This is a genomic window from Dyadobacter sp. CY347, assembly GCF_021502655.1.
Lineage (GTDB): Bacteria > Bacteroidota > Bacteroidia > Cytophagales > Spirosomataceae > Dyadobacter.
The window spans coordinates 24,546-46,886 of sequence record NZ_JAKFFT010000014.1; the positions used below are offsets into that span (position 1 = coordinate 24,546).

The following is a 22,341-nucleotide window of genomic DNA, read 5'->3' on the forward strand; positions in this document are numbered from 1 at the left end:
GGGTAAAATTTAGTTTTTTGACCATTGAATGTTGAGGCCCAGAAAGTAGGACCTGCCGTAAGAAAGTGGCACCGCGCCGCCCGTGCTGTGTGCGCCGCCGGTGTCTGTAGATGTGTTGTTACGGGTTGTGACGTCGAAGAGATTTTTTACGCCAGCCAGCAGATTGATGTATTTTCCAAAATTCTTGCTGAATGTGAGGTCGGCCATGTGGAAGCCGTCCGTTTCTGCCAGCTTAACATTAACCTGATCCGTGGTTTCATACATGGGCCTTTTGCCTGAATATTTATAAAACAGGTTCACACTCGCACCGATCTTGCTAAACCTGTAAAGCAGATTTGCATTGATCTCGGGCGACCAGACAAATTCAGGAAGCATGCCAAATTGTTCCGGATCGGCTGAAAACTGGTTATAGCGGCCGATATACGAACCGCCCAGGGACGCTTGCAGGTTTTTCAGGAAAATCTTGTTATCCAGCGTGAAGCCCGTGGTTTTGAAAAGGAAAATGTTCAGATAAGTCGTTTGCGTGCGGTCGTTCGGATCCACACCGGTGTCGATAAGGTCATGGAAAACATTATAAAAACCGCCTAATGTTGTGTTAAACCGCATTGTTGGCTTGCTAACCGACTGCCAGACGAGGAACGAATTGAAGCTATTGGAATATTCGGCGTTCAGGTTTGTGTTGCCATTGATAGAGTGGGAAGCATCATGAAAATCAAAATACAATTCCCTCAATGCAGGCGACCGGAACCCGCGCGCGTAACCAACCCGCAGGTCAAGTGTTTTTGTTATAGAAAGCTTACCATTAACAGAAGGAATCACCGGTGGCGCATCATAAACTGAATTTTTCAGAAAGCGCAAGGCCGGGCTCAACTTGAATATTCTGCCAAACTTAAACTCCGGAGCCAAAAACAATGCATATTCCAGGATTTGCGGCGAGCCGAGGATGCGGGCACCCGAACTTTGGTTATCCGAAAAATCGAAACCGGCCAATAATGTAAAGTGAGAATTGGCTTTGTACAGCGCTGTCCCTCTGAAAAAAGTCGTTGTAAAAACCGATTTGTCCTGCGAGCCCGGTTCCAGCGAAAGCGTTTCACGGCCGCTCGCGTCCACATTTGTGCTTAGCGTTTTTCGGGAATAATCCGTGTAGGAAAGCACGCCATTAACATTCAGCTTGTCATTTACCTTGAATTCAGACTGGACCTGATGGAACCAGCGATAAGTGTTATAATCCTTATCTGCGGCGATTTGGGTAATCGGATTGCGGTTTCCTTCGAATCTGATCGTTTCGTCCGTGCCGTTAAACCGATACCAAACATTCCATTTGCTGCCCTGATATCTTGCGGCAGCACTGTAAAGCATTTGGTCTTTCGGCATCCAATCCTTTGCTCTTCCGGCTGAATTGCCTTGCCAGCCGCCAAAATTATTCCGGGTAACATTGCCTGAAAATTGAAGCGCTTTATTCTGCCAGGTGAGGCCCAGGCTTTCATTGTGCGTGCCTTTTTTTGAAAGTGCATCATATTCATTCCCAGCGGATTCTTCTTGAATTCGCGCATTCAGGATCAGGTTATCCCCGCTCAGCACTTTTTTGGTAATCAAATTAATAACCCCCGCCAATGCATCCGTCCCGTAAATGACCGACATCGGACCCTCCACGATTTCAATTCTTTCAATGGTGTTAATGTCAATCTGCCCAAGGCTCTCACGCGTGCTCCCGCGGTCGACCATCGGAATGCCGTCCAGCAGGATTTTAACATTCTGGCCAGACATGCCCATCAGCTGAATGTCGCTTGTTCCCAGCGTAAGGTCATTGGAAAACCGAATGCCAAGCTCAGTGTTGAGTATGGATTGCAGGTTCGTAGCACCCCTGGCTGCTATACGTTCACTGTCAATCGTTCGGACTTGGTATACAGAGTTTTTAAGTGATTGAAGCTCAAACTGCCCCGTAACCACAAACTCGTCCAGCGCAATCGAATCCCTGCTTAGAGAGTCACTTTTTACACGGCCATAATCCGATTGTCCTGCCACCGGGCCAAATGCCCAAAGCAAAATGAATGTGCTGGTAAAAAATGATTTCATGGAAGGCTTATTTAGAATAATTGCAAATAAAATTATTATTTAGACTAAATCAAATTAAAAAATTGGAATAAATAAAAACCCGGTCCAAATGAACCGGGTGCTGGATATTATTTTACTGGATATTACTTGATAATCGCCTTTAAATCAACGGTAACAACATCTTTGAGCTTCCAGTCTTTTGTCCCAACGTTATAGTCGAGCCTGTTAATTTCGAAAGAGCTGGAAAGCGCATAAGTGCCATCAGTATTCTTTTTTGCATCAAAAGGCAGCGAAACCGTTTTGGTAACATCGCGGATCGTCAGCTTTCCGGTCGCTTCATATTTACCATTTTTCTTCTCGACTTTTGTTGATTTGAAATGAATATTCGGATATTTCGCGACATCAAAATATTTGTCGCTTTTCATGTCCTTATCCCGCGAATTATTCCCGGTATCGAACGTGCTGGCAGCAATGTTCATGTCGAAGGAAGCATTCTCCGGGGATTTTTCATTGAAAACCGCACTTCCTTTTGGCGCATCAAATGTGCCATTACAAGTCCCAAGCACATATTTTACTTTGAACTCAGTGGAACCGGAAACAACTTTTGAAGTCTGGCTGAGAGCAACATTTAGTCCAGTCAATACAAACAAAAAACTGATGATGTGAAGGCGGTTGCGCATAAGAATGGGGTGACGGTTTTAAATTCTATATTTCTTCCAACAGCGATTCGCCTTCGGAGTGGTCCCCGGAAGTCCATCGCCATTTCTCATGCATACGTATTTTTCCGTTCGGAAGTTGCTCCGGCGTGGATTTACAAATGCCCGTCGTGATCTCGCCTTTGTCATTCACCTGGTGGTAACGCATGTCCAGATGACCATTTTCGTCCACCAGCGCAATCAAATGGCCGATTTGAATCCGGCCGCCGGAATATGTGGAGGTCACAATGTTGCCATGCTGGTGATAAACAAATTGCATCGAAAGGTCCACCTCGCCATTCTCCGAATTGGAAAGCGGGACAAAAATTTTGTTGTTATAATTAATCATTTTAAAGAACAGATGTGATCCACCAAACATTTCCGCAAGGGTCTTCAATGCCGCAGCTGCGGCCATAATCCTGGTCCGCAGGCTCCATAATGGATTTCCCACCTTCCGACAACGCCATTTCGTAAGTGTCATCCGCGTTTTCCACATACACAAACATATTCGCTGGCTGCGCCGGCCATTCTGCACGACTGTCGCAAAACATAACCGTGCTCCCGTTAATGCTCACTTCACTGTGCTTGATCAAGCCTGGATCATCATCCTGGAAATGTGTGTGGTTGACAACGCCGTTGAAAACTTTGGTGGTAAAATCCTTGAATTTTGACGCTCCATCCAACATTAAGTAAGGCATAACTGCCTGGTGGCCATTTGGAATTTTTATTGTGCTCATGATTTTTGTTTTTTAGTTTAGGCAAATGTAGCCGCTGGCTTAGCGCTCAAAATTGGAAAAACACGACATTATACATCCCGATAGGCTTGCCCTTCCGATCTTCCGGAAAAGTAAAACCGGGGATGCTGGCCTGAGAAAGTTTTGAAATCGTGAATAAAATGAGATTGATCGTAATAACCGCATACGTAGGCGATTTCTGTCAGCGATTTATCCTTATCCCCATAAGCATCCAGCGCCGCATGGAAGCGGGCAATGCGCAAGTAAAGTTTCGGGCTGAAACCGGAAAACTCTTTGAATTTTCGTTCAAATTGTCGTGTCGAAAGAAAGCTTTGCGCTGCCAGTTCCCGGACATTGGTCAGGCCCTTGTTTTGGATAATTTGATTGATAACTGAAAAAACAGCAGGTTCGTAAGTCTTGGTTTTCGTAAGCAGCGATTCCAGGAATGCCGAAATGATCTCCACCCGCTCCTTATGATCCGCAGCCAGCATCATACGCTCTTCCAGGCCGTTTTCCTTCGGGCCAAGAAACGTTTGCAGGTCGGGCATCTGCCCGGTAAGCTCCGTGGAAGGCATTCCAAAAAGCACCGGAATGGCAAACGGATACAGGTAAACTCCGAAAATCCCGAAATCTTCATGAATGATAAATCGCCGGAATGTGGGCGACTGCCCTGCAATGCCAGAATAAAAGGAAGGTTCAGCTTTTTCGGCTGAGATAAATTCATCAAAACGGCCTTTGTAATGAAATATCATCTCCGCGCAGCCATCGGCCATAGTCCGGTGAATGTAAGGCTGTCCGGATCCGATCTCATGTTCAAGGACCCAAAAAAATCTTACATATTTAGCTAACGCCGGAGATGGTGGTATGGTAAAATATTTCATTGCAACGGGTTAAATGAACATTCTACTAATGCTATATATTAGATCACGCATTCAAGGAATAATTCAGAAATTTACATTTTTGAAATCTCTTTAATACATTTGATCCAACTAAGATTCGTATAAATTTAGAATTATTCACTTTCAAAGAATGTTAGAAAATAATTCTGTCATTAGTTTTTTCAATAGTCGCTTACCATTTACTCAGTTTCTGTCATGAAATTAGTGCCCATAGAGAAACGCAGCGGACTTACCCGCGAAGAATTCATTGAAAATTATTTAAAACCAAGTCGTCCGGTCGTGTTCACAGACCTGGCAAAAGATTGGCCGGCAGTGCAAAAGTGGACGTTTGAGTGGTTGCGTGAAACGCACGGAAATATAGATGTTCCCCTGGTTGACAACCACATGCACGACGCGGATAAATATTTTCAGATCGCAAAAACAATGAAGTTTGGGGATTATCTGAAACTTATCGAAGCAGGCCCTACCGATCTGCGGATTTTTCTTTTTGATATTTTTAAAAAAGCGCCGGAATTGGCCAATGACATCCGTTTTCCAACCATTATGGACGGGTTTTTGAAGTCATACAAATTTGTATTTTTCGGTGGACAAGGGTCAATTACAAGTCTGCATTATGATATGGATTGCTCCAATGTGTTTTTGACGCAGTTCCAGACGCGCAAGCAGGTGATTTTGTTCTCGCCGGAAGAAAGCAGAAGACTATATCACCACCCATTCACGGTGATGAGCAAAGTAGATCCGATCAATCCGGATTATGAAAGATTTCCTGCATTAAAAGGCGCTGTGGGCCATGAAACCACATTGCTTCACGGCGAAACGATTTTTATTCCTTCACTTTGGTGGCATTATATCCGCTATGTCGATGGTGGTTTCAGCCTGGCATTGAGAGCTAATAATTCGATTTTTACGGCTGTTCGTGGCGGTATGAACCTGGTAAGACATACATTCGTGGATAAGAGCATGACCAAGCTGCTTGGACTTGAATGGCAGCATTGGAAAGAGAAAAAAGCCGTCGAAAATGCACGAGAAGTATTAACTGAACAAGCGTAGATGCATCCTGGACGCATTTCAAAGAAACTAATCTATCTTTGAAATGCGTTATCTCTGGAATGCTTACACTACGTCATGGACTTTGAAATAACCTCTGAATACCAGCCGACAGGCGATCAACCTGTTGCTATCCAACAACTTGTACAGGGAATTGAAGCCGGAGAACCCGCCCAGACGCTTTTGGGTGTAACAGGTTCCGGCAAGACATTTACCATCGCCAATGTGGTAAAACAGGTCAAAAAGCCAACCCTTGTTTTAAGTCATAACAAAACACTTGCTGCGCAGCTTTACGGGGAATTCAAGCAATTTTTCCCGCACAATGCTGTCGAGTATTTTATCAGTTACTACGATTATTACCAGCCGGAAGCCTTCATTTCCAGCACCAACACATACATTGAAAAGGACTTGCAGATCAATCAGGAGATTGAAAAGCTGCGGCTTCACACTGTTTCGTCCCTGATGAGCGGTCGGCGCGATGTGATCGTTGTGGCCTCAGTGTCGTGCATTTATGGTGCGGGTAATCCCAATGAATACAAAAAGAGCATTGTCAGTGCCAAATTAGGCGACATTGTGAGCCGTAACCAGTTCCTGTTTCGCCTGGTTGAAATACTTTACAGCCGCACGGAACTCGAATTTAATCGGGGCACATTCCGCGTGAAGGGCGACACAGTTGACGTTTTCCCGGGTTATGCGGATTTTGCTTACCGGATTATTTTCTTTGGAGATGAAATAGAAGAGATCCAGCGCATTGAGCCTGAAACGGGTAAGAAGATATCTTCTGAACGCGCAATTGCTATTTTCCCTGCAAACCTTTTCGTAACGGGGAGGGACGTTCTGGTGCAATCGATCAAAGAAATTCAGGACGACCTGACTCAGCAAATTAATTTCTTCACAAAAGAAGGCCGGTTGGCGGAAGCAGAGCGCGTTAAGGAACGCACCGAGTTCGACATGGAAATGATGCGGGAACTAGGTTACTGCTCCGGAATCGAGAACTATTCACGCTATTTTGATCGCCGTCTGCCAGGTCAGCGGCCCTTCTGTCTGCTCGATTATTTTCCGGATGATTTCTTAATGGTGGTGGACGAAAGCCATGTTACCATGCCGCAGATCCGTGCCATGTGGGGTGGTGACCGTTCGCGGAAAGAGCAGTTGGTGGAATATGGTTTCCGCTTGCCGTCGGCTTTGGACAACAGACCATTAACATTCCAGGAATTCGAGGATATGACGCCGCAAACCATCTTCGTAAGCGCAACCCCCGCAGATTACGAGCTTCGCAAATCAGAAGGTGTTGTGGTGGAACAAATTATCCGTCCTACCGGCTTGCTGGATCCCGAGATTGAAGTAAGACCAAGCCTGAACCAGATCGATGACCTGCTGGAAGAAGTCCACAAGCGTATCAACATGGGCGACCGCGTTCTGATCACGACGCTTACGAAACGGATGGCTGAGGAGTTGAGCAAATATTTGGAGCGGGTAGGCGTTAAATGCCGTTATATACATTCGGAAGTGAAGACGCTGGATCGTGTGGAGATCTTGCGGGAATTAAGGTTGGGTATTTTTGATGTGCTGGTAGGAGTCAACCTGCTTCGCGAAGGACTGGATTTACCCGAAGTTTCGCTCGTAGCGATTATGGATGCCGATAAGGAAGGATTTCTGCGTGACACGCGCTCCATGATCCAGACGATTGGTCGTGCCGCGCGTAATGATCGGGGGAAAGTGATCATGTATGCCGATGTTATGACAGGTTCCATGCAACTCGCTATCGATGAGACGAATAGGAGAAGGAGCATTCAGCTCGAATACAATGCAGAAAACGGGATTACGCCAAAAACTATCCTGAAATCCAAGGAAGCGATCATGGAGCAAACTTCCGTGGCAGACTCGAAAGTTCGAAAAATATACGTCGAGCCATCCGAAGTGCGCGTCGCCGCCGATCCGATTGTCCAATACATGGGTAAGAACGATCTCCAAAAACTGGTTTCAGAAACCCAGCGTAAAATGGAAACAGCCGCCAAGGATCTCGACTTCCTGGAAGCAGCAAGGTTAAGGGATGAGTTAATGCAGTTGAAGGAACGGGTGAAGCAGACGGCCTGATCGGGGAATTTGTTTATATTTATAAAAGTTTAAATATACATGCTATGATCAGAACATTGTTAGTGCCAGATAATCAGGATGTTTCCATTCAATTACCAAAATCCTTTATTGGTAAGCAGGTCGAGGTGATTGCGTTTACGATCAATGATGCTATTGATGATTCACTGGCGCAGGATAAGCCATTAACACATTATGCCAGCCAAAATACTTTGGCAAAAGAGTGGCTTACCGCTGATGAAGACGAAGCATGGAAAAATATTTAAAAGCCCATTGACAGCTTTATCAGGCCTGCCCGAATTTTTACTGCCGATAAGAATATCATTGTCCGAAAAGCCGGTGTTGTAAATGCTGCCATAACTGCAAAGCTTACTCAACGCATCATTGATATCATTACTTAGTGATTGCTATTATTTTCAGTTTCCAACAACGCCAGCGCTTCGTCCCAGTTGTTAACCCGCTGGTGCTTGGTAACATTCACGTTATGGCTTGCAGTGAACATAATGGGCGTTCCTTTGCAGAAATCGAGGTTTTTTAGGTGGTCGTCGATGAGGTAATCGGTGTCGATGATTCTTTTGTCGCCGCAGAAGACGATGTTTTTCCAGGATATGAAAGGGAAATGTTCGTTCAGCCAGTCGTATTTTTCAAGAAGGGAATTTGGGAATTCCATGGCAGCGGACACGATGAAGATGTCGTAATGTTCCTGCAATTTTAAAAGCGCCTCCTGTGCTCCCGCGATGATGGGTGCGTTACGGAAAAAACCAATTTTGTAAATTAAGCTCCTTGCTGCAATCGGATCTGGGAAGGCGTCGTCTTCCGGGATGCCCAGCAACTCTTTTCTGTCAATTCTTACTCCGAATTCCTTTTCGTACCAATTGATCCAGTTTGTTTCAATATCAACGATGACATTATCCATGTCAATGGCAATTGACTTTTTCATCATAAACCTAAGTATTCTATTTGCAATTTTATGCAACAAATGTAAATTTAATCTGCAATATCTTGCAATGTTATTTCTATTAATTTTCTATTTTTGCATAAAACGGAAGCGATAATGTTAAAGGAAGAACGGTTTCATGTGATATTAAACCAGCTTAATAGTGAGCAGAAAGTATATCTGCCGGGACTCAGTGCATTGCTGAATGTTTCCGAGGATACGGTTCGCAGGGACATTAAAGAGCTTGCAGATCAAGGACTTCTGAAATCGGTAAGGGGTGGGGCAGTGCCGCATTCGCCCGGGCCGCACCATTTTCGCGACAGGGTTTTACATGACAATGAGCAAAAGCAGATTATTGCAAAAAAGGCTCTGAATTTCTTGAAAGACGGTCAGCTGGTTATTTTCGATGGCGGGACGTCAGCCTTGCTTATTGCCAAATCTTTACCAAAAGACCTTCGTTTAACGGTTGTTACGAACAGTTTCCCCATTGCTTCCATTCTCGAAGAGCACGAGCATGTGGAAGTGCTGTTTGCTGGCGGACGGTTGCTGAAAAATTCTTTTGTGACCATTGGCAGCGATACCATTCAGTTTATAAAAAAATTTCGTGCGGACATTTGCCTGCTCGGGATATGCAGCATTCACTCCCACCTGGGTGTTACCGGCCCGGATTATGAAGAAAGCGAAGTAAAAAGGGCAATGATTGAATGCTCCAAGGAGGTCATTGCGCTCGCGTCGGTTGAAAAACTCGCGACTGCGGAAGCACATTATGTCTGTCCGGCTGAGCAGTTGTCTGTGATCATTACCGATCAGCCGGCAGACAGGGAGGATTTTAAGATTTACACGGATATCGGGATTCGGATGGTTTGAGTTTGCTAACCTTTCTTTTCCTTCTGTACTTCCTCTGTTTTAAAGAAAGTGTCATCCACGGTCTTAACTTCTTGCTTTATAGCATTGGCAAATCCGAGCATGTAGGCCATAGCAAGCCTTTTGAGCCACTTTTTGGTGGCTGATAAAAATCTATCCATTCCATTTTTCTGATTAATAAATGAAAAGCAGCTCAGCCCCCTGAGGAGCGAGCACATTTACCACACTGATAAAATCAGATGTGTTTCAGGAAAGAAATTGGAATGGTTTTTCCGAAGAGTAGGATCGGTTTTTAAGAAGCTGTCCAGTCGCTTGCATCCGGATAGGCTGAATATCGGGCGCGGTGGAAATCGCTAATTCAGTATTTAGTTGGCGGGTTTTGGAAAGAGCGCGAAGATGTTCGTATTGTAGTGAATAATAATTTGAATGGGCGTTTTGTTTGTTAAGGTTCTCAGATGAAAAACAGAATGTTCCGGTTTTGTAGGAACGGACATTCTTACCTGCATTGGAAATTACTTCCTCAATCCTGTAAATGGATTTCGGCTCAGCAAAATTCTGTGAAACGATGCTGGTGAGCAGCAGCGCCAGAAGCAACCAGCGCCACATTGATTTTCCATCCAAAAGTATAGCAGGCTTTCTCATTTCGGACCCATTCTAATCGCCCCATCCAAGCGAATTACTTCACCATTCAGCATTGGATTTTCGACAATAGATTTAACCAATAATGCATATTCCGACGGTCGGCCCAGGCGGGAAGGAAACGGAACCTGCTGCCCCAGTGAAATGCGCGCCTCTTCGGGCAGACCTAGCATCAGCGGCGTCTCAAACAGTCCAGGCGCGATGGCCATAACCCTGATCCCTGATTTTGCAAGATCCCGCGCAGCAGGCAATGTCATACTCACAATGCCGCCCTTGCTGGCCGCATAAGCCACTTGTCCCATTTGACCATCGTATGCGGCAACAGAGGCCGTATTAATGATCACACCTCGTTCGCCTTCCTCGTTTGGCACATTCTTTTCCATTGCAAACGCTGCCAGCCGAATTACATTAAAAGTGCCGATCAGATTGGTTTTAATGGTTTTTTCAAAAACATCCAACGAATGCGGACCATAAACACCATCCGCTTTTCCAACGATCTTCCGGGCAGGAGCAATGCCTGCACAGTTCACCACAATGCTTATAAAACCAAATGTTTCCAGCGCGAGATCGACGGCCTTTTGCACATCGTCTTCACTGGAAACATCAGTTTTAATAAATCTTATTTTATCAGGAAATTCCACCTGTAACTTCTCCCCGGCAGCTTCATTTAAATCAAGCACAACCACATGAGCACCCAAAGAAACAAACAATCGCGCCGTAGCCTCGCCAAGCCCGGAGGCCCCGCCTGTTATTAGCGCTGTTGCGGATTTTAGTTGCATAGGACGTTATTTCCTGTGCAAATATTCAAGAGTAGGGTATTTTTCCAGAGCTTTGCGCGCTCGCTCTGTTTTTTCCAATACAATTTGAGGTATTGGAAGATTATCTAGTCGCGGATTGTAATTGATGTTGTCGGTTTTCCCTGACTTCTTATCTAGTACTTTCATTTTCAGGAAGACTGTTTTTATAAAGTTAAGGTTTTTTTTCAGCTAGAAAACCTTCGAAATTACTATTTGGTTCAAATGGAAACAATTGGCCATCTTGAAGACCGCTGATTAATAAATCCGATTGTTCAGAATCGTAAATTTTTGAAATAGCGATTTGATAGAGCCTTGTTCTGGCAGGTGTGCTGCCTTCGAAATAGATTCTCTTAAAAGGGTTGGAAGCAAGAAATTGGTGGATGGCGGACACTACTGTAATAAGAACTTCCGGCATGTCTCCATTGTCAGTTACAGATAAGTCATCGTAGTTGCCCGTCGCCGGATTAAAATCAACGAGCGATAAGTTGAAGGTGTCAAATGTCAAAGGTGTAATGAATATCACCTTTTCAAAAACACCCCGCTTCCCAACACTTTGAAACTGGAAGCGGGTGTTTTCTTCATTGCTTTCGACTGGATATGCCTGATACTGCATTAAGCAACCACCTCGATCTTCAACTTCAACAAAAACTCATCCATTTCGATCTCATTGGCTTCGCCGTTTAGATCGCCGATGATGTTCAGTTCCAGGGCTTGCACTTCCTGGCAGATGTAATCTTTATTGGCAGTAACGGCGCTTGCCAGCAGGCGGTCGTTGTCTTGTAATGTGATCCTGATCTTATCCGTTACGTCAAAACCGCTGTCTTTACGCAGGTTTTGGACGCGGTTGACGAAATCTCTGGCAATTCCTTCCAGGCGGAGATCGTCTGTGATTGTAATGTCCAGCGCAACGGTTAAGCCGCCTTCGCTTGCTACCAACCAGCCCGGAACGTCTTCTGCGTGGATTTCGACGTCGGTCAGGGCGATTTCCATGGGCGATGTCGCACCATTCAGCGTTATCGAGCCATTTCTCTCGATTTCCTTGATGGCCGCTTCGTCCATCGCAGAAATTGCAGCTGCCACTTCCTTCATTTTTGGGCCAAATTTCGGTCCTAATGTCTTGAAGTTGGGTTTGATTTTCTTGATCAATATCCCGCTGTCATCGTGTACAAACTCAATGTTCTTCACATTAACCTCGGACAAAATGATCGCCTTAACCTGCTCAATCTGACGTTTGGTATTATCATTTAAAACCGGGATCAAGATCTTGGAAAGCGGCTGACGCACTTTGATCTTATGCCCTTTACGGATCGAATGGACCAGTGAGCTGATCGTTTGGGCCTGTTCCATAGCGGCTTCCAGGTCCAGATCAACATATTCTGCTTCAATCTTCGGCCAGTAAGTCAAGTGGACAGATTCGTATTTGTGATCCGTATTATTAGCAATCGAAGCCTCGCGGTCGCCATCTGTCAAATTTTTGTACAACCACTCTCCAAAGAACGGAGCGATTGGTGACATAAGCTGCGAAACTGTAACCAGGCAATGCTGCAATGTTTCATATGCGGCTTGTTTATCTTCCGTAAGGCCCACGCCGAATTCCTGAGACGGGTTCCAGAAACGGCGGCGGTTGAGGCGGATATACCAGTTTGAAAGCTGGTCAGTTACAAAATCCTGAACAAGTCTTCCGGCCTTGGTTGGGTTATAATCATCAAATTGCTCGCCAACCTCTTTAACCAATGTATTCAGTTTCGACAAGATCCAGCGATCCAGTTCCGTGCGTTTTTCAATGGGCACAGAAACGGTCTCATGGAACTCATAACCATCCAAATTGGCATATAATGCAAAGAAATTATACGTATTGACCAGCGTTCCGAAGAACTTCCGCTGCACTTCGCCGATGCCTTCAATGTTGAATTTAAGGTTATCCCAAGGCTCCGCGTTGGTGATCATATACCAGCGCGTGGCGTCGGGGCCGAATTTGGACAGGGTCGCAAACGGATCAACAGCATTCCCGAGCCGCTTGGACATTTTATTGCCATTTTTATCCAAAACCAAACCAGTCGAAACGACGTTTTTGAATGCTACGGAATCAAACAGCATTCCTGCAATGGCGTGCAAAGTGAAGAACCAGCCGCGCGTTTGATCTACACCTTCGGAGATGAAATCTGCGGGATAACTTTGCTCAAAAATTTCTTTATTTTCAAATGGATAATGCCATTGCGCATAAGGCATGGCGCCCGAATCAAACCAAACGTCGATCAGATCCGGCTCACGGTGCATGATATGGCCCTTTTTGGAAACCAGGACAATGTTGTCGACATACGGCCTGTGCAGGTCATAATCACCATTTTCCAGTTTTAATAAGTACTCCGAATTTTTCGCAGCCTGTTCTCTTGTCAGATTTTCCGAAAGCAATGCTTCTTCCAACTGATCTTTCAGCTCTTCAATCGAGCCGATGCAGATTTCCTCGCCGTGCTCGTTACGCCAGATTGGGAGCGGCGTTCCCCAGTAACGCGAGCGCGACAAGTTCCAGTCGACCAGATTTTCCAGCCAGTTGCCAAAACGGCCCGTTCCGGTGCTTTCCGGTTTCCAGTTGATCGTTTTATTCAATTCCACCAGCCGGTCTTTCATAGCAGTGGTTTTGATAAACCAGCTGTCTAACGGATAGTACAAAACAGGCTTATCCGTGCGCCAGCAATGCGGGTAGGGGTGCTCGTATTTCTCAACTTTGAATGCTTTGCCTTCTTCTTTTAATCTGATAGCGATCAAAACATCCGTTGCCCGGAATTCGGGATCATTCTGTTCTTCGTCGGAATAATATTCAGGCTTTACAAAACGCCCTGCATAATCAGTAATTTCTTTCACAAAACGGCCCTGGCGATCAACAATGGGCACATCTTTGCCAGTTTCGTCTTTTACCATGATGGCCGGAATGCCATTCGCTTGCGCCACGCGAAAGTCATCTGCACCGAATGTTGGAGATGTATGCACAACGCCGGTTCCATCCTCGGTTGTAACGAAATCACCCAAAATGACGCGAAAAGCTGGCGTAGCCGGCTGCACATAAGGCAACAACTGCTCATATTCAACGCCTTCCAGATCTTTTCCTTTAAACTCTTTCAGGATTGTCCAGGGAAGCAATTTTTTATCACTGGCCTCATAACCTTCAAAATCGCCGTCATGGCCTTTTTCAGAGAAATATTTGCTGACCAGATCCTTTGCAAGCACTACTGCAACCGGCGTATGCGTGTATGGATTAAAGGTTTTTACCAAAACATAAGTAATGTTTGCTCCAACGGTCAAGGCAGAGTTTGCAGGAAGCGTCCAAGGCGTTGTGGTCCAGGCCAGGATGCGGATATCCAGACTTCCGAAGTCCTGGAAAACCTGAGAAGTCTCCGTTGCCTTCACTTTAAACATCGCCACAATGGTGGTGTCCTTCACATCCTTATAAGTCCCGGGCATGTTCAGCTCGTGGGAAGAAAGTCCGGTTCCAGCAGCGGGTGAATAAGGCTGGATCGTGTATCCTTTGTATAGTAAACCTTTGTCATACAGCTTTTTAAGCAGGTTCCAAAGACTTTCAATGTATTCGCTTTTGTAAGTTATATAAGGATCTTCCAGATCAACCCAGTAACCCATTTTCTCCGTCAGGTCATTCCATTGATCTGTAAATTTCATCACCGTCTGACGACATTTCTCATTGTAATCTTCAACGGAAATGGTTTTTCCAATGTCATCTTTGATAATCCCGAGTTCTTTCTCAACCTGCAATTCAACAGGAAGTCCGTGTGTGTCCCAGCCTCCTTTTCTTTTGACCTGGAAACCTTGTAATGTCTTGTAACGGCAAAAAATATCCTTGATCGAACGCGCCATAACGTGGTGAATACCAGGCGTTCCGTTCGCAGAAGGCGGTCCTTCAAAAAATGTAAAAGAGGGTGCCCCTTCGCGTGTTTCAACCGACGCTTCAAATATCTTTTTGTCTTTCCAGAATTTCAGGACTTCGTCTCCAATCTGCGGATAACTCAGGTTTTTATACTCGTTGTATTTCATATGTGCTTTTAGCTTTTAGCGCTCGGCTATTGGCTTTCTAATGTAAAAACAATGTATTACTAACACCAATCGGAATTTTAAGAGCGCAAAATTACGATTTTTTTTCTGCTAAAAGGATGGTTGAATTTCAATGAATATGAAAGCATATTGTTATTTTGCAGCGCTTTCCTAACCTGTAAACACTACTCAAAACATATATGGAACAATACAAGAGGCTGCTGGACTTCAATAAGACCTGGGCTGCCGAGCAATTAGGCGTGGATGAATCGTATTTCGAGGTCCTCGCCAAAGATCAAAAACCGGACTTTTTATGGATAGGCTGCGCCGACAGCCGGGTTCCCGCGGAAGATCTTACGGGTTCGCGGCCGGGCGAAATGTTTGTGCACCGCAATGTTGCCAACCTGGTCGTTCATACGGATATGAACATGCTGAGTGTGCTGCAATATGCCGTTGAAGTTTTGCATGTCAAGCATATTCTGGTTGTTGGGCATTATCAATGTGGCGGTGTAAGAGCTGCAATGACGAATAATGATTTTGGCCTGATTAACAAATGGTTGTGCAATATTAAGGACGTGTACGACAAGCATGAAGCTGAGTTGGAAGCCATTGCAGAGCATGGCAGCCGTTTTGACAGGCTTGTTGAGCTGAATGTAGTGGAGCAGGTAAAAAATCTTTCTAAAACAGATATTGTACAGAGAGCCTGGAAGAAAAATCAGCCTTTGCACTTGCATGGATGGGTTTACGGAATGCACGACGGCATTTTGAAACCGATCATCGACATGCCGCCAGGCACCCAGGTGACCGGAATTTATAAGTATCAATTTGAATAGAAAACCAAGAAATCCTGATCCTGACCGATCGGGATTTCTTATTTATGAAATGTTTTCAGGTAAAAATAATTTGTCCAGAAAGGAATTTTAGATCAAACTTTTCGCCTTCTATTAGGAAACGACCTATCTTAGGAACCGATGAGTAAAATATTTGATACAGCAAAAAAAGCGGGTTTGGATGGCTTTATGCTTGCTTTGCTAAGCATGATCCTGTTGGCGTGGCTTTGGCCATATCCCGGCATGCGGGACAGTCCGGTGCCGCTTTCGGAAATCTCGACCATTGCTGTTTCTATCATTTTTTTCTTTTACGGACTAAGGTTAAGTCCCGAAAAATTGCGCGCAGGGCTGGTTAACTGGAAGTTGCACGTAATGGTGCATTTGTCCACTTTTGTCCTGTTCCCTTTGCTGGCGCTCGCCTTTCGTCCCCTTTTCAAAACAGATGAAAGCCAAACATTATGGCTGGCAATCTTCTTCTTAACCGCGCTCCCTTCAACGGTTTCGTCCTCGGTGGTTATGGTTTCCATTGCAAAGGGCAACATTCCGGCCGCCATCTTCAATGCCAGCATTTCAAGCCTGATCGGCGTTTTTCTTACACCGTTGTGGATGGGGCTGGTTATGGATGCTGGCCCGGGGCACGCTGGCCCCGGGCATTTTGATCTGCTTTCAGTAGTCGGAAAGTTGTCTTTACAAGTATTATTACCGGTTTGCGCCGGCATTGCATTGAACAAAAGATGGGGACATTATGCAGAACATTACAAAAAGTACATTCGCTATTTCGACCAATCATCCATTTTGCTCATTGTTTACACATCTTTCTGCGAATCCTTCGGGGAGCATTTGTTTAGTTCGCTGGGATTAAAAGAAATTGTATTTTTAGGGATAGGAATGCTGTCGTTGTTTTTTGGGATTTATTTCCTGCTCACATTCATCAGCAACCTGTTACATTTCAACCACGAGGATAGGGTTACCGCGGTGTTTTGTGGTTCCAAAAAATCCCTCGTTCAGGGAGCGGTTATGTCGAAAGTGCTTTTTCCTGGCGCTCAGGCAGGCTTAATGCTGCTTCCTATTATGATTTACCACGCTTTGCAGCTGATTGCGGCGAGTATCATTGCGCAGCGGATGGCGCGGTTGAATGAGGAAGAGGCAGAGCGGATTATTAATTAAAACAGAATGATATGCGTTGGATAGTGCGTTTGCTTGTGTTGATCCTTTTGCTGGCCGGGCTTCAATCGATATGGAGTAATTTCCGGGCGGGTAACTGGGTGCCGGACTGGCTGAGCAGCGCAGAAAAATCCGAGACCACGCATGCCCTGGTCTTGCAGGAAATAACAACAATGGGTAAGTTGGAATTGGTCAAATATAATTTCAAAGACGTTGTAGAACAGCAGATTACCAAGATGTGGCTGCCCAATGCAAAGGCAATCCTGATCGTTCAGGGTGAAGCGATCGGGTGTATTGATCTGACAAAAGTTGAAATAGCCGACATTACGTCCGAAGCTGAGACGCTGGTCGTGAATATGCCCGAACCGGAGCTTTGTGTTTTTAAAATAGATCATAGTAAATCAAGAGTTTATAATACGGAATATGCTTTTAACGAAGAAGCCAAGCTCGTTCAGGAAGCGTACAAACAAGCGGAAAAACAAATCCAGAGATCTGCGCTTGATATGGGGATTTTGGAGCAGACCCAAATCAATGCCCGCAAGATCCTGACCCCGGTTTTGGAAAAAGCCTCGGGTAAAAAAGTGGTTTTGAAGTTTCCGTTAAATGCCAAAATAGAGAAATTGCGTTGATATAAAAATCTAAAAACAGCCCTTTCCAATGAGTAAAAGAGGATTCCTAACGCAAGAAGAACTTACAGCTAAGATCGGGGAAGGGTTGATAGAAACCATCGTTGTTGCTTTCACAGATCATTACGGCCGCCTCATGGGCAAGCGCGTGGATGCAGATTATTTCCTTGATTCGGTAATCAAATCGGGCACGCACGGATGCAATTATCTGCTCACAACCGACATGGCCATGGACCCGGTTCCAGGTTATAAATATGCCAATTGGGAGCTCGGTTACGGAGATTTTCACCTCGTACCTGACCTCGCAACATTGCGGATCGCCGATTGGCTGGACAAAACAGCATTGGTTATCTGCGATTTACATAATGAAAAGGCGCATACATTGGAATCGATCGGGCCAAGATCCATTTTAAAGAAGCAATTGGAAGCACTGGAAGCGGATGGTTTACAATGTTTTGCAGCGTCCGAACTGGAATATTATCTTTTGGAAAACAGCTATAAACAAGCATTCCAGCAAGGTTACCAAAACCTCACGCCCGCAGGCTATTATCTTGAAGATTACCACATTATGCAGGGAACGCGTAATGAGAAATACACTTCGGCAGTAAGGCGGCATTTGAAAAATTCGGGCATTGACATTGAAACTTCCAAAGGAGAGTGGGGCTTGGGGCAGCATGAATTGAATGTGAAATTCGCAGAAGTGCTTCCTATGGCCGATAACCATGTGGTTTACAAGCAATGTATGAAAGAAGTGGCTGACGCCATGGGCGTTTCAGTCACATTCATGGCCAAGTTCCAGTCCGACCAGGCCGGTTCGAGCAGCCATATTCACATGAGTTTGTGGAAAGACGGGCAGAATGCTTTCGTCGGCGATCAGGAATTCGGGCCGGTCAAAGGTTCAGATATATTTCGCTGGTTTTTAGGAGGTTGGATCAAGCATGTGCCGGATGTTATGCCCTTCTATGCCCCGACCATTAATTCTTATAAACGATTTGTAGACGGGTCCTGGGCGCCTACGCGACTTGCATGGAGTTATGACAACCGCACTGCCGGTTTTCGTGTGGTAGGAAGCGGTGCCAGTTTGCGGATTGAATGTCGCATTCCGGGAGCGGATTGCAACCCGTATCTGGCATTTGCAGCCTCATTGGCCTCCGGTTTGGATGGGATCAAAAATAAGATCGAGCCGCCGGAATGTTTCATCGGGGACATTTACGCAGCAGCGCATTTGCCACGCGTCCCGTACACATTGGCGGAAGCCACAGCATTATTTGAAAACAGCGAATTTGCAAAGAACACATTTGGCAGCGAAGTCGTAGAACATTACAGCCATTTTTTCAAAACCGAGCAAAGGGCGTATGACACGTCCGTGACAGATTGGGAAAGGAAGCGCTATTTTGAACAGATATAACTCAATTACTAGTTAACATTAACTTATAAAAATCCATGCGTTTAGAAAATAAAGTTGCCCTGATCACCGGGGGAAGTGGCGGAATCGGGCGCGAAACTGCGCTTTTATTTGCCAAAGAAGGCGCTAAAATTGTTGTTACCGACGTCAATGATGCTGCCGGACAAGAGACTGCGGATGAAATTGTTGCGAACGGAGGCGAAGCGTTTTTCCTGCATTCCGATGTATCCAAAGCTGCTGATAATGAAGCGGCAGTTGCATTTGCGGAAGAAAAATTTGGCAAGCTTAACATTATTTTCAACAACGCCGGCATTATGCACAGCGATGATGATAATGCCATGACGACCGACGAATCCATCTGGGATTTGACAATGAACATTAACGCAAAGGGTGTGTTCTTAGGTTGTAAATACGGCATTCCTGCATTGCAGCGTGCTGGTGGCGGTTCTATCATTAATACGGCTTCATTTGTGGCTATATTAGGAGCAGCCACTCCGCAGGTTGCCTATACAGCAAGCAAAGGCGCTGTTTTGGCGTTGACGCGCGAGCTGGCGATCATTCATGCACGGGAGAATATCCGTGTTAATGCCTTGTGCCCCGGACCGTTACGCACGGAATTGCTGATGAAATTTTTAAATACAGAAGAGAAAAAGCAACGCAGGCTCGTTCACATCCCGATGGGCCGCTTCGGTGAGGCTAAGGAAATGGCATATGCAGCATTATTCCTTGCTTCCGACGAGTCTTCTTTTGTAACAGGAACCGATTTTCTGGTTGACGGCGGGATCACTTCTGCCTATGTAACGCCACTCTGATTATGGCAACTCAAAAAACAATAAGCCCGATTGATGGCTCTGTGTACGTTGAACGCACTTTGGCCGAGCCACAGGACGTCGAAATAGCATTGGTAAAGGCTCTGGCCGCTCAGAAGGAATGGCGCAAAACTTCAATAGGAGAGCGGGAAGCAATTTGCAGGAAAGCTGTTGAGTATTTCCTGAATAATGCAGATGAAATAGGCCTGGAATTGACCTGGCAAATGGGCCGGCCGATTCGTTATACGGCCAATGAGATTAGAAAAGGGTTTCAGGAACGTGCTAACTATATGATTTCCATTGCTTCAAAAGCATTGGCGGATGTGGAAGTCGAGCAAATTGCAGGGTTTAAAAGATTTATCAGAAGGGATCCATTAGGCGTTGTTTTCGTGGTTGCGCCATGGAATTATCCTTATTTGACCTCTGTCAATTCCGTGATTCCGGCGATTATGGCCGGTAATGCTGTGATTTTGAAGCATGCACAACAAACGCCGCTTTGCGCCGAACGCTACGCGGCTGCATTTGCATATGCAGGTTTGCCGGATGGTGTTTTTCAATATTTACATTTAAGTCACGAGCAAGTTGCCCAGGTGATTGTGGATAATCGCATTGATTATGTGGCATTTACAGGCTCCGTAGAAGGCGGTCATGCCGTGCAGAAAGCGATTAATGAGCGTTTCATCATTGGCGGATTGGAATTGGGCGGCAAAGATCCTGCCTACGTGCGCGCGGATGCTGATCTGGCGGACGCGGTCGAAAATCTGGTGGATGGTTCGTTCTTCAATTCGGGGCAATCGTGCTGCGGGATCGAGCGGATTTATGTGCATAAGGATGTTTATGATCAGTTTGTTACAGATTTTGCTGCATTGACCAAGACTTACACATTAGGAGATCCAACCAACGCCGAAACAACGCTCGGGCCGATGGTCCGCACATCAGCGGCGGAATTTGCGCAAAAGCAAGTGGAAGAAGCCATTGCGCAGGGAGCTGAGGCGTTAATTGACCCGAAACTGTTTCCTGCCCATCAATCCGGAACGCCTTATTTCGCCCCGCAGGTTCTGATCAATGTGAACCATGATATGGATGTGATGACCGAAGAAACATTCGCGCCGGTGGTAGGCATAATGCCTGTTGAAAGCGACGAGGAAGCCATTCAATTGATGAATGACAGTCAGTACGGGCTTACTGCTTCCATCTGGACTTCGGATATGGATGCTGCCTTGGCGATAGGGGAGCAGGTGGAAACCGGGACCTGGTTCATGAACCGTTGCGATTATCTGGACCCTGCGTTGGCATGGACGGGTGTCAAAAATTCCGGGCGAGGGTGCACGCTTTCGACGGTTGGCTACGAAGCATTAACCCGCCCGAAATCATTTCACTTTAAAATAAACGCTTAGCTTCCCATGAAAGTCGGATTATTGGAATGCGATCATGTTCGGGACGAGCTGCGGCACATTGCCGGCGATTACCGGGATATGTTTCCGGCAATGTTTTCAAACGTGGCGCCTGACTGGGATTTTCAATTTTATGATGTTTGTAATGGTCATTTGCCAACTTCCGTGGATGAGTGCGACATTTACATTTGCACGGGTTCCAAAAGCTCGGTTTATGATCAGGAGGATTGGATTGGCAGGCTAAAAGAGTTTGTAGCAACGATTTATCAGTCGGAAAAAATCTTTATAGGCGTTTGTTTTGGTCATCAAATGTTGGGCGAAGCATTAGGCGGTAAAGTGGAGAAATCACCGGCTGGCTGGTGCGTGGGCGTTCACCGTTTTCAATTGACCGCCCGGGAAAGCTGGATGCAGCCGTTTACAGACGCATTCAATTTGTTAATGATGTGCCAGGATCAGGTGGTGCAATTGCCGCCTGATGCAACATTGCTGGCCGAAACGCCCGATTGCCCGCATGCCATGTTCCGCGTTGGCGAGCGCATGCTGGGAATCCAGGCGCATCCTGAGTTTCCCAAAGAATATGATCGGGCATTAATGGAGCTTCGTGTGGAGCGGATTGGTGAAAAGAAGGTGGAACTGGGCATTGCCAGTCTGGAATTGCCGACGCAGGAAATCATGTTTGCGCATTGGATAAAGAACTTCTCTTCTTAATTTTATCCCAACAAGCATTCAGCTCACCCAATGACCGACAGTACAATTTCAAAGAAACGCCAGATATTAAGTCCGCTTCAAACGAGCCAGAAGATCCGCAGGATCGCGTTTGAAATATATGAGCATAATTTTGAAGAAACCAGCATCATCATCGCAGGCATAGCAGGCGAAGGTTACGCGTTTGCTAAAAGACTTGTTGCCGAGCTCGCAGACATTTCGCCGCTGAATGTTGAACTGGTGGAGCTCCGGTTCGACAAACACATTCACTTCCAGAGCCCCGTAATTTTTGACCAGGATATTCAGATTGAAAACCAGGTCATTATCATTGCGGACGACGTGCTGAACACGGGCCGGACATTGGCTTTTGCTCTGGAACCTTTTTTGAAAGTGAGTATGAAAAAAGTGCAGGTCGCGGTCGTGGTGGACAGAAGCCACCATAAATTCCCTATTCACGCCGATTATGTTGGTTATGCATTAAGCACAACGCTTACTGAGCATGTGGAAGTGGTTTTGAGCCGTGCCGAGGAAGAAGGTGTTTATCTAAAATAGAATTTTATAAATAAGCCTTTCCGAGCCAACAGACTTGGAAAGGCTTCCCATAAA

At 45.7% G+C, this 22,341-nt stretch carries 23 protein-coding genes; 12 read left to right on the top strand and 11 right to left on the bottom strand.

The features are described 5' to 3' along the window. Positions 1 to 9: 9 nt before the first annotated feature. From L0659_RS25450 to L0659_RS25470, 5 genes are all read right to left on the bottom strand, one after another. Positions 10 to 2,076 carry a TonB-dependent siderophore receptor gene (locus tag L0659_RS25450; RefSeq protein ID WP_235129436.1) on the bottom strand — a complete coding sequence of 689 codons (2,067 nt, stop codon included), beginning with the start codon at positions 2,074 to 2,076 and terminating at the stop codon, positions 10 to 12. A gap of 122 nt (positions 2,077 to 2,198) precedes the next feature. Beyond that, entirely contained in the window at positions 2,199 to 2,735 is a 537-nt protein-coding gene (locus tag L0659_RS25455) for a YceI family protein (RefSeq protein WP_235129437.1), read from the bottom strand. A gap of 25 nt (positions 2,736 to 2,760) precedes the next feature. Then, positions 2,761 to 3,099 (bottom strand): n-acetylglutamate synthase, encoded by a 339-nt coding sequence (locus tag L0659_RS25460; RefSeq protein ID WP_235129438.1) that lies wholly within the window; start codon positions 3,097 to 3,099, stop codon positions 2,761 to 2,763. Position 3,100: 1 nt separating this feature from the next. After that, positions 3,101 to 3,487, bottom strand: coding sequence for a glyoxalase/bleomycin resistance/extradiol dioxygenase family protein (locus L0659_RS25465; protein ID WP_235129439.1), 387 nt, complete (start codon positions 3,485 to 3,487; stop codon positions 3,101 to 3,103). Positions 3,488 to 3,555: 68 nt separating this feature from the next. Further along, complete coding sequence (locus tag L0659_RS25470; protein ID WP_235129440.1) at positions 3,556 to 4,365, bottom strand: helix-turn-helix domain-containing protein; 810 nt, start codon at positions 4,363 to 4,365, stop codon at positions 3,556 to 3,558. Positions 4,366 to 4,578: 213 nt separating this feature from the next. Here L0659_RS25470 and L0659_RS25475 point away from each other — a divergent pair, with 213 nt between their 5' ends. The 3 genes from L0659_RS25475 to L0659_RS25485 all read left to right on the top strand — a co-directional run bounded on the left by L0659_RS25475 (position 4,579) and on the right by L0659_RS25485 (position 7,790). Continuing rightward, on the top strand, positions 4,579 to 5,433 hold the full coding sequence (locus L0659_RS25475) for a cupin-like domain-containing protein (RefSeq protein WP_235129441.1): 855 nt from the start codon (positions 4,579 to 4,581) through the stop codon (positions 5,431 to 5,433). A gap of 75 nt (positions 5,434 to 5,508) precedes the next feature. Further along, a complete protein-coding gene (uvrB, locus tag L0659_RS25480) occupies positions 5,509 to 7,527 on the top strand; it encodes an excinuclease ABC subunit UvrB (protein ID WP_235129442.1) in 2,019 nt (672 codons plus the stop codon). Between the two features lie 44 nt (positions 7,528 to 7,571). Then, positions 7,572 to 7,790, top strand: a complete 219-nt coding sequence (locus tag L0659_RS25485) for a hypothetical protein (protein WP_235129443.1) — start codon at positions 7,572 to 7,574, stop codon at positions 7,788 to 7,790. 131 nt (positions 7,791 to 7,921) lie between these two features. Here L0659_RS25485 and L0659_RS25490 read toward each other — a convergent pair whose 3' ends face one another. Next, the gene (locus L0659_RS25490; protein ID WP_235129444.1) at positions 7,922 to 8,467 is read right to left on the bottom strand and encodes a 5' nucleotidase, NT5C type; all 546 of its coding nucleotides are present in this window, start codon (positions 8,465 to 8,467) and stop codon (positions 7,922 to 7,924) included. 111 nt (positions 8,468 to 8,578) lie between these two features. On the opposite strand from L0659_RS25490, the gene L0659_RS25495 reads away from it, so the two are divergent. Beyond that, on the top strand, positions 8,579 to 9,328 hold the full coding sequence (locus L0659_RS25495) for a DeoR/GlpR family DNA-binding transcription regulator (RefSeq protein ID WP_235129445.1): 750 nt from the start codon (positions 8,579 to 8,581) through the stop codon (positions 9,326 to 9,328). A gap of 5 nt (positions 9,329 to 9,333) precedes the next feature. Here the strand turns inward: L0659_RS25495 and L0659_RS25500 are convergent, their stop codons facing one another. The 5 genes from L0659_RS25500 to ileS all read right to left on the bottom strand — a co-directional run bounded on the left by L0659_RS25500 (position 9,334) and on the right by ileS (position 14,805). Further along, positions 9,334 to 9,486, bottom strand: coding sequence for a hypothetical protein (locus tag L0659_RS25500; RefSeq protein WP_235129446.1), 153 nt, complete (start codon positions 9,484 to 9,486; stop codon positions 9,334 to 9,336). A gap of 85 nt (positions 9,487 to 9,571) precedes the next feature. Further along, positions 9,572 to 9,967: a hypothetical protein gene (locus L0659_RS25505; RefSeq protein ID WP_235129447.1), complete on the bottom strand. Its 396-nt coding sequence runs from the start codon at positions 9,965 to 9,967 to the stop codon at positions 9,572 to 9,574. Beyond that, a complete protein-coding gene (locus tag L0659_RS25510; protein ID WP_235129448.1) occupies positions 9,964 to 10,743 on the bottom strand; it encodes a 3-hydroxyacyl-CoA dehydrogenase in 780 nt (259 codons plus the stop codon). The genes L0659_RS25505 and L0659_RS25510 overlap by 4 nt, the downstream gene beginning before the upstream one ends. 190 nt (positions 10,744 to 10,933) lie before the next feature. Then, the gene (locus tag L0659_RS25515) at positions 10,934 to 11,374 is read right to left on the bottom strand and encodes a DUF6934 family protein (RefSeq protein WP_235129449.1); all 441 of its coding nucleotides are present in this window, start codon (positions 11,372 to 11,374) and stop codon (positions 10,934 to 10,936) included. Next, on the bottom strand, positions 11,374 to 14,805 hold the full coding sequence (ileS, locus tag L0659_RS25520) for an isoleucine--tRNA ligase (RefSeq protein ID WP_235129450.1): 3,432 nt from the start codon (positions 14,803 to 14,805) through the stop codon (positions 11,374 to 11,376). The genes L0659_RS25515 and ileS overlap by 1 nt, the downstream gene beginning before the upstream one ends. 197 nt (positions 14,806 to 15,002) lie before the next feature. Here ileS and can point away from each other — a divergent pair, with 197 nt between their 5' ends. The 8 genes from can (at position 15,003) to L0659_RS25560 (ending at position 22,287) form a co-directional block, all read left to right on the top strand. Further along, positions 15,003 to 15,635, top strand: coding sequence for a carbonate dehydratase (gene can, locus L0659_RS25525; protein WP_235129451.1), 633 nt, complete (start codon positions 15,003 to 15,005; stop codon positions 15,633 to 15,635). A 138-nt stretch (positions 15,636 to 15,773) separates the two neighbouring features. Then, complete coding sequence (locus L0659_RS25530) at positions 15,774 to 16,799, top strand: bile acid:sodium symporter family protein (protein ID WP_235129452.1); 1,026 nt, start codon at positions 15,774 to 15,776, stop codon at positions 16,797 to 16,799. A gap of 11 nt (positions 16,800 to 16,810) precedes the next feature. Continuing rightward, positions 16,811 to 17,425: a DUF4230 domain-containing protein gene (locus L0659_RS25535; RefSeq protein ID WP_235129453.1), complete on the top strand. Its 615-nt coding sequence runs from the start codon at positions 16,811 to 16,813 to the stop codon at positions 17,423 to 17,425. Between the two features lie 28 nt (positions 17,426 to 17,453). Continuing rightward, complete coding sequence (locus tag L0659_RS25540) at positions 17,454 to 18,830, top strand: glutamine synthetase family protein (protein ID WP_235129454.1); 1,377 nt, start codon at positions 17,454 to 17,456, stop codon at positions 18,828 to 18,830. Between the two features lie 35 nt (positions 18,831 to 18,865). After that, a complete protein-coding gene (locus L0659_RS25545) occupies positions 18,866 to 19,639 on the top strand; it encodes a glucose 1-dehydrogenase (RefSeq protein WP_082213727.1) in 774 nt (257 codons plus the stop codon). 2 nt (positions 19,640 to 19,641) lie between these two features. Then, the gene (locus L0659_RS25550) at positions 19,642 to 21,033 is read left to right on the top strand and encodes an aldehyde dehydrogenase family protein (RefSeq protein ID WP_235129455.1); all 1,392 of its coding nucleotides are present in this window, start codon (positions 19,642 to 19,644) and stop codon (positions 21,031 to 21,033) included. 6 nt (positions 21,034 to 21,039) lie between these two features. Further along, complete coding sequence (locus tag L0659_RS25555) at positions 21,040 to 21,738, top strand: glutamine amidotransferase-related protein (protein WP_235129456.1); 699 nt, start codon at positions 21,040 to 21,042, stop codon at positions 21,736 to 21,738. 30 nt (positions 21,739 to 21,768) lie between these two features. After that, positions 21,769 to 22,287: a phosphoribosyltransferase family protein gene (locus L0659_RS25560; protein ID WP_235129457.1), complete on the top strand. Its 519-nt coding sequence runs from the start codon at positions 21,769 to 21,771 to the stop codon at positions 22,285 to 22,287. Positions 22,288 to 22,341 lie beyond the last annotated feature (54 nt).

Excerpts from the sequence above, each read along its gene's own strand:
- L0659_RS25540 (WP_235129454.1), top strand. The coding sequence starts at position 17,454 with ATGAGTAAAAGAGGATTCCTAACGCAAGAAGAACTTACAGCTAAGATC.
- L0659_RS25550 (WP_235129455.1), top strand. The coding sequence starts at position 19,642 with ATGGCAACTCAAAAAACAATAAGCCCGATTGATGGCTCTGTGTACGTT.
- L0659_RS25515 (WP_235129449.1), bottom strand. The coding sequence starts at position 11,374 with ATGCAGTATCAGGCATATCCAGTCGAAAGCAATGAAGAAAACACCCGC.
- L0659_RS25470 (WP_235129440.1), bottom strand. The coding sequence starts at position 4,365 with ATGAAATATTTTACCATACCACCATCTCCGGCGTTAGCTAAATATGTA.
- L0659_RS25535 (WP_235129453.1), top strand. The coding sequence starts at position 16,811 with ATGCGTTGGATAGTGCGTTTGCTTGTGTTGATCCTTTTGCTGGCCGGG.
- L0659_RS25485 (WP_235129443.1), top strand. The coding sequence starts at position 7,572 with ATGATCAGAACATTGTTAGTGCCAGATAATCAGGATGTTTCCATTCAA.
- L0659_RS25465 (WP_235129439.1), bottom strand. The coding sequence starts at position 3,487 with ATGAGCACAATAAAAATTCCAAATGGCCACCAGGCAGTTATGCCTTAC.
- uvrB (WP_235129442.1), top strand. The coding sequence starts at position 5,509 with ATGGACTTTGAAATAACCTCTGAATACCAGCCGACAGGCGATCAACCT.
- can (WP_235129451.1), top strand. The coding sequence starts at position 15,003 with ATGGAACAATACAAGAGGCTGCTGGACTTCAATAAGACCTGGGCTGCC.
- L0659_RS25450 (WP_235129436.1), bottom strand. The coding sequence starts at position 2,076 with ATGAAATCATTTTTTACCAGCACATTCATTTTGCTTTGGGCATTTGGC.
- L0659_RS25475 (WP_235129441.1), top strand. The coding sequence starts at position 4,579 with ATGAAATTAGTGCCCATAGAGAAACGCAGCGGACTTACCCGCGAAGAA.
- L0659_RS25490 (WP_235129444.1), bottom strand. The coding sequence starts at position 8,467 with ATGATGAAAAAGTCAATTGCCATTGACATGGATAATGTCATCGTTGAT.
- L0659_RS25555 (WP_235129456.1), top strand. The coding sequence starts at position 21,040 with ATGAAAGTCGGATTATTGGAATGCGATCATGTTCGGGACGAGCTGCGG.
- L0659_RS25495 (WP_235129445.1), top strand. The coding sequence starts at position 8,579 with ATGTTAAAGGAAGAACGGTTTCATGTGATATTAAACCAGCTTAATAGT.
- L0659_RS25545 (WP_082213727.1), top strand. The coding sequence starts at position 18,866 with ATGCGTTTAGAAAATAAAGTTGCCCTGATCACCGGGGGAAGTGGCGGA.
- L0659_RS25500 (WP_235129446.1), bottom strand. The coding sequence starts at position 9,486 with ATGGATAGATTTTTATCAGCCACCAAAAAGTGGCTCAAAAGGCTTGCT.
- L0659_RS25530 (WP_235129452.1), top strand. The coding sequence starts at position 15,774 with ATGAGTAAAATATTTGATACAGCAAAAAAAGCGGGTTTGGATGGCTTT.
- L0659_RS25505 (WP_235129447.1), bottom strand. The coding sequence starts at position 9,967 with ATGAGAAAGCCTGCTATACTTTTGGATGGAAAATCAATGTGGCGCTGG.
- L0659_RS25560 (WP_235129457.1), top strand. The coding sequence starts at position 21,769 with ATGACCGACAGTACAATTTCAAAGAAACGCCAGATATTAAGTCCGCTT.
- L0659_RS25455 (WP_235129437.1), bottom strand. The coding sequence starts at position 2,735 with ATGCGCAACCGCCTTCACATCATCAGTTTTTTGTTTGTATTGACTGGA.
- L0659_RS25510 (WP_235129448.1), bottom strand. The coding sequence starts at position 10,743 with ATGCAACTAAAATCCGCAACAGCGCTAATAACAGGCGGGGCCTCCGGG.
- L0659_RS25460 (WP_235129438.1), bottom strand. The coding sequence starts at position 3,099 with ATGATTAATTATAACAACAAAATTTTTGTCCCGCTTTCCAATTCGGAG.
- ileS (WP_235129450.1), bottom strand. The coding sequence starts at position 14,805 with ATGAAATACAACGAGTATAAAAACCTGAGTTATCCGCAGATTGGAGAC.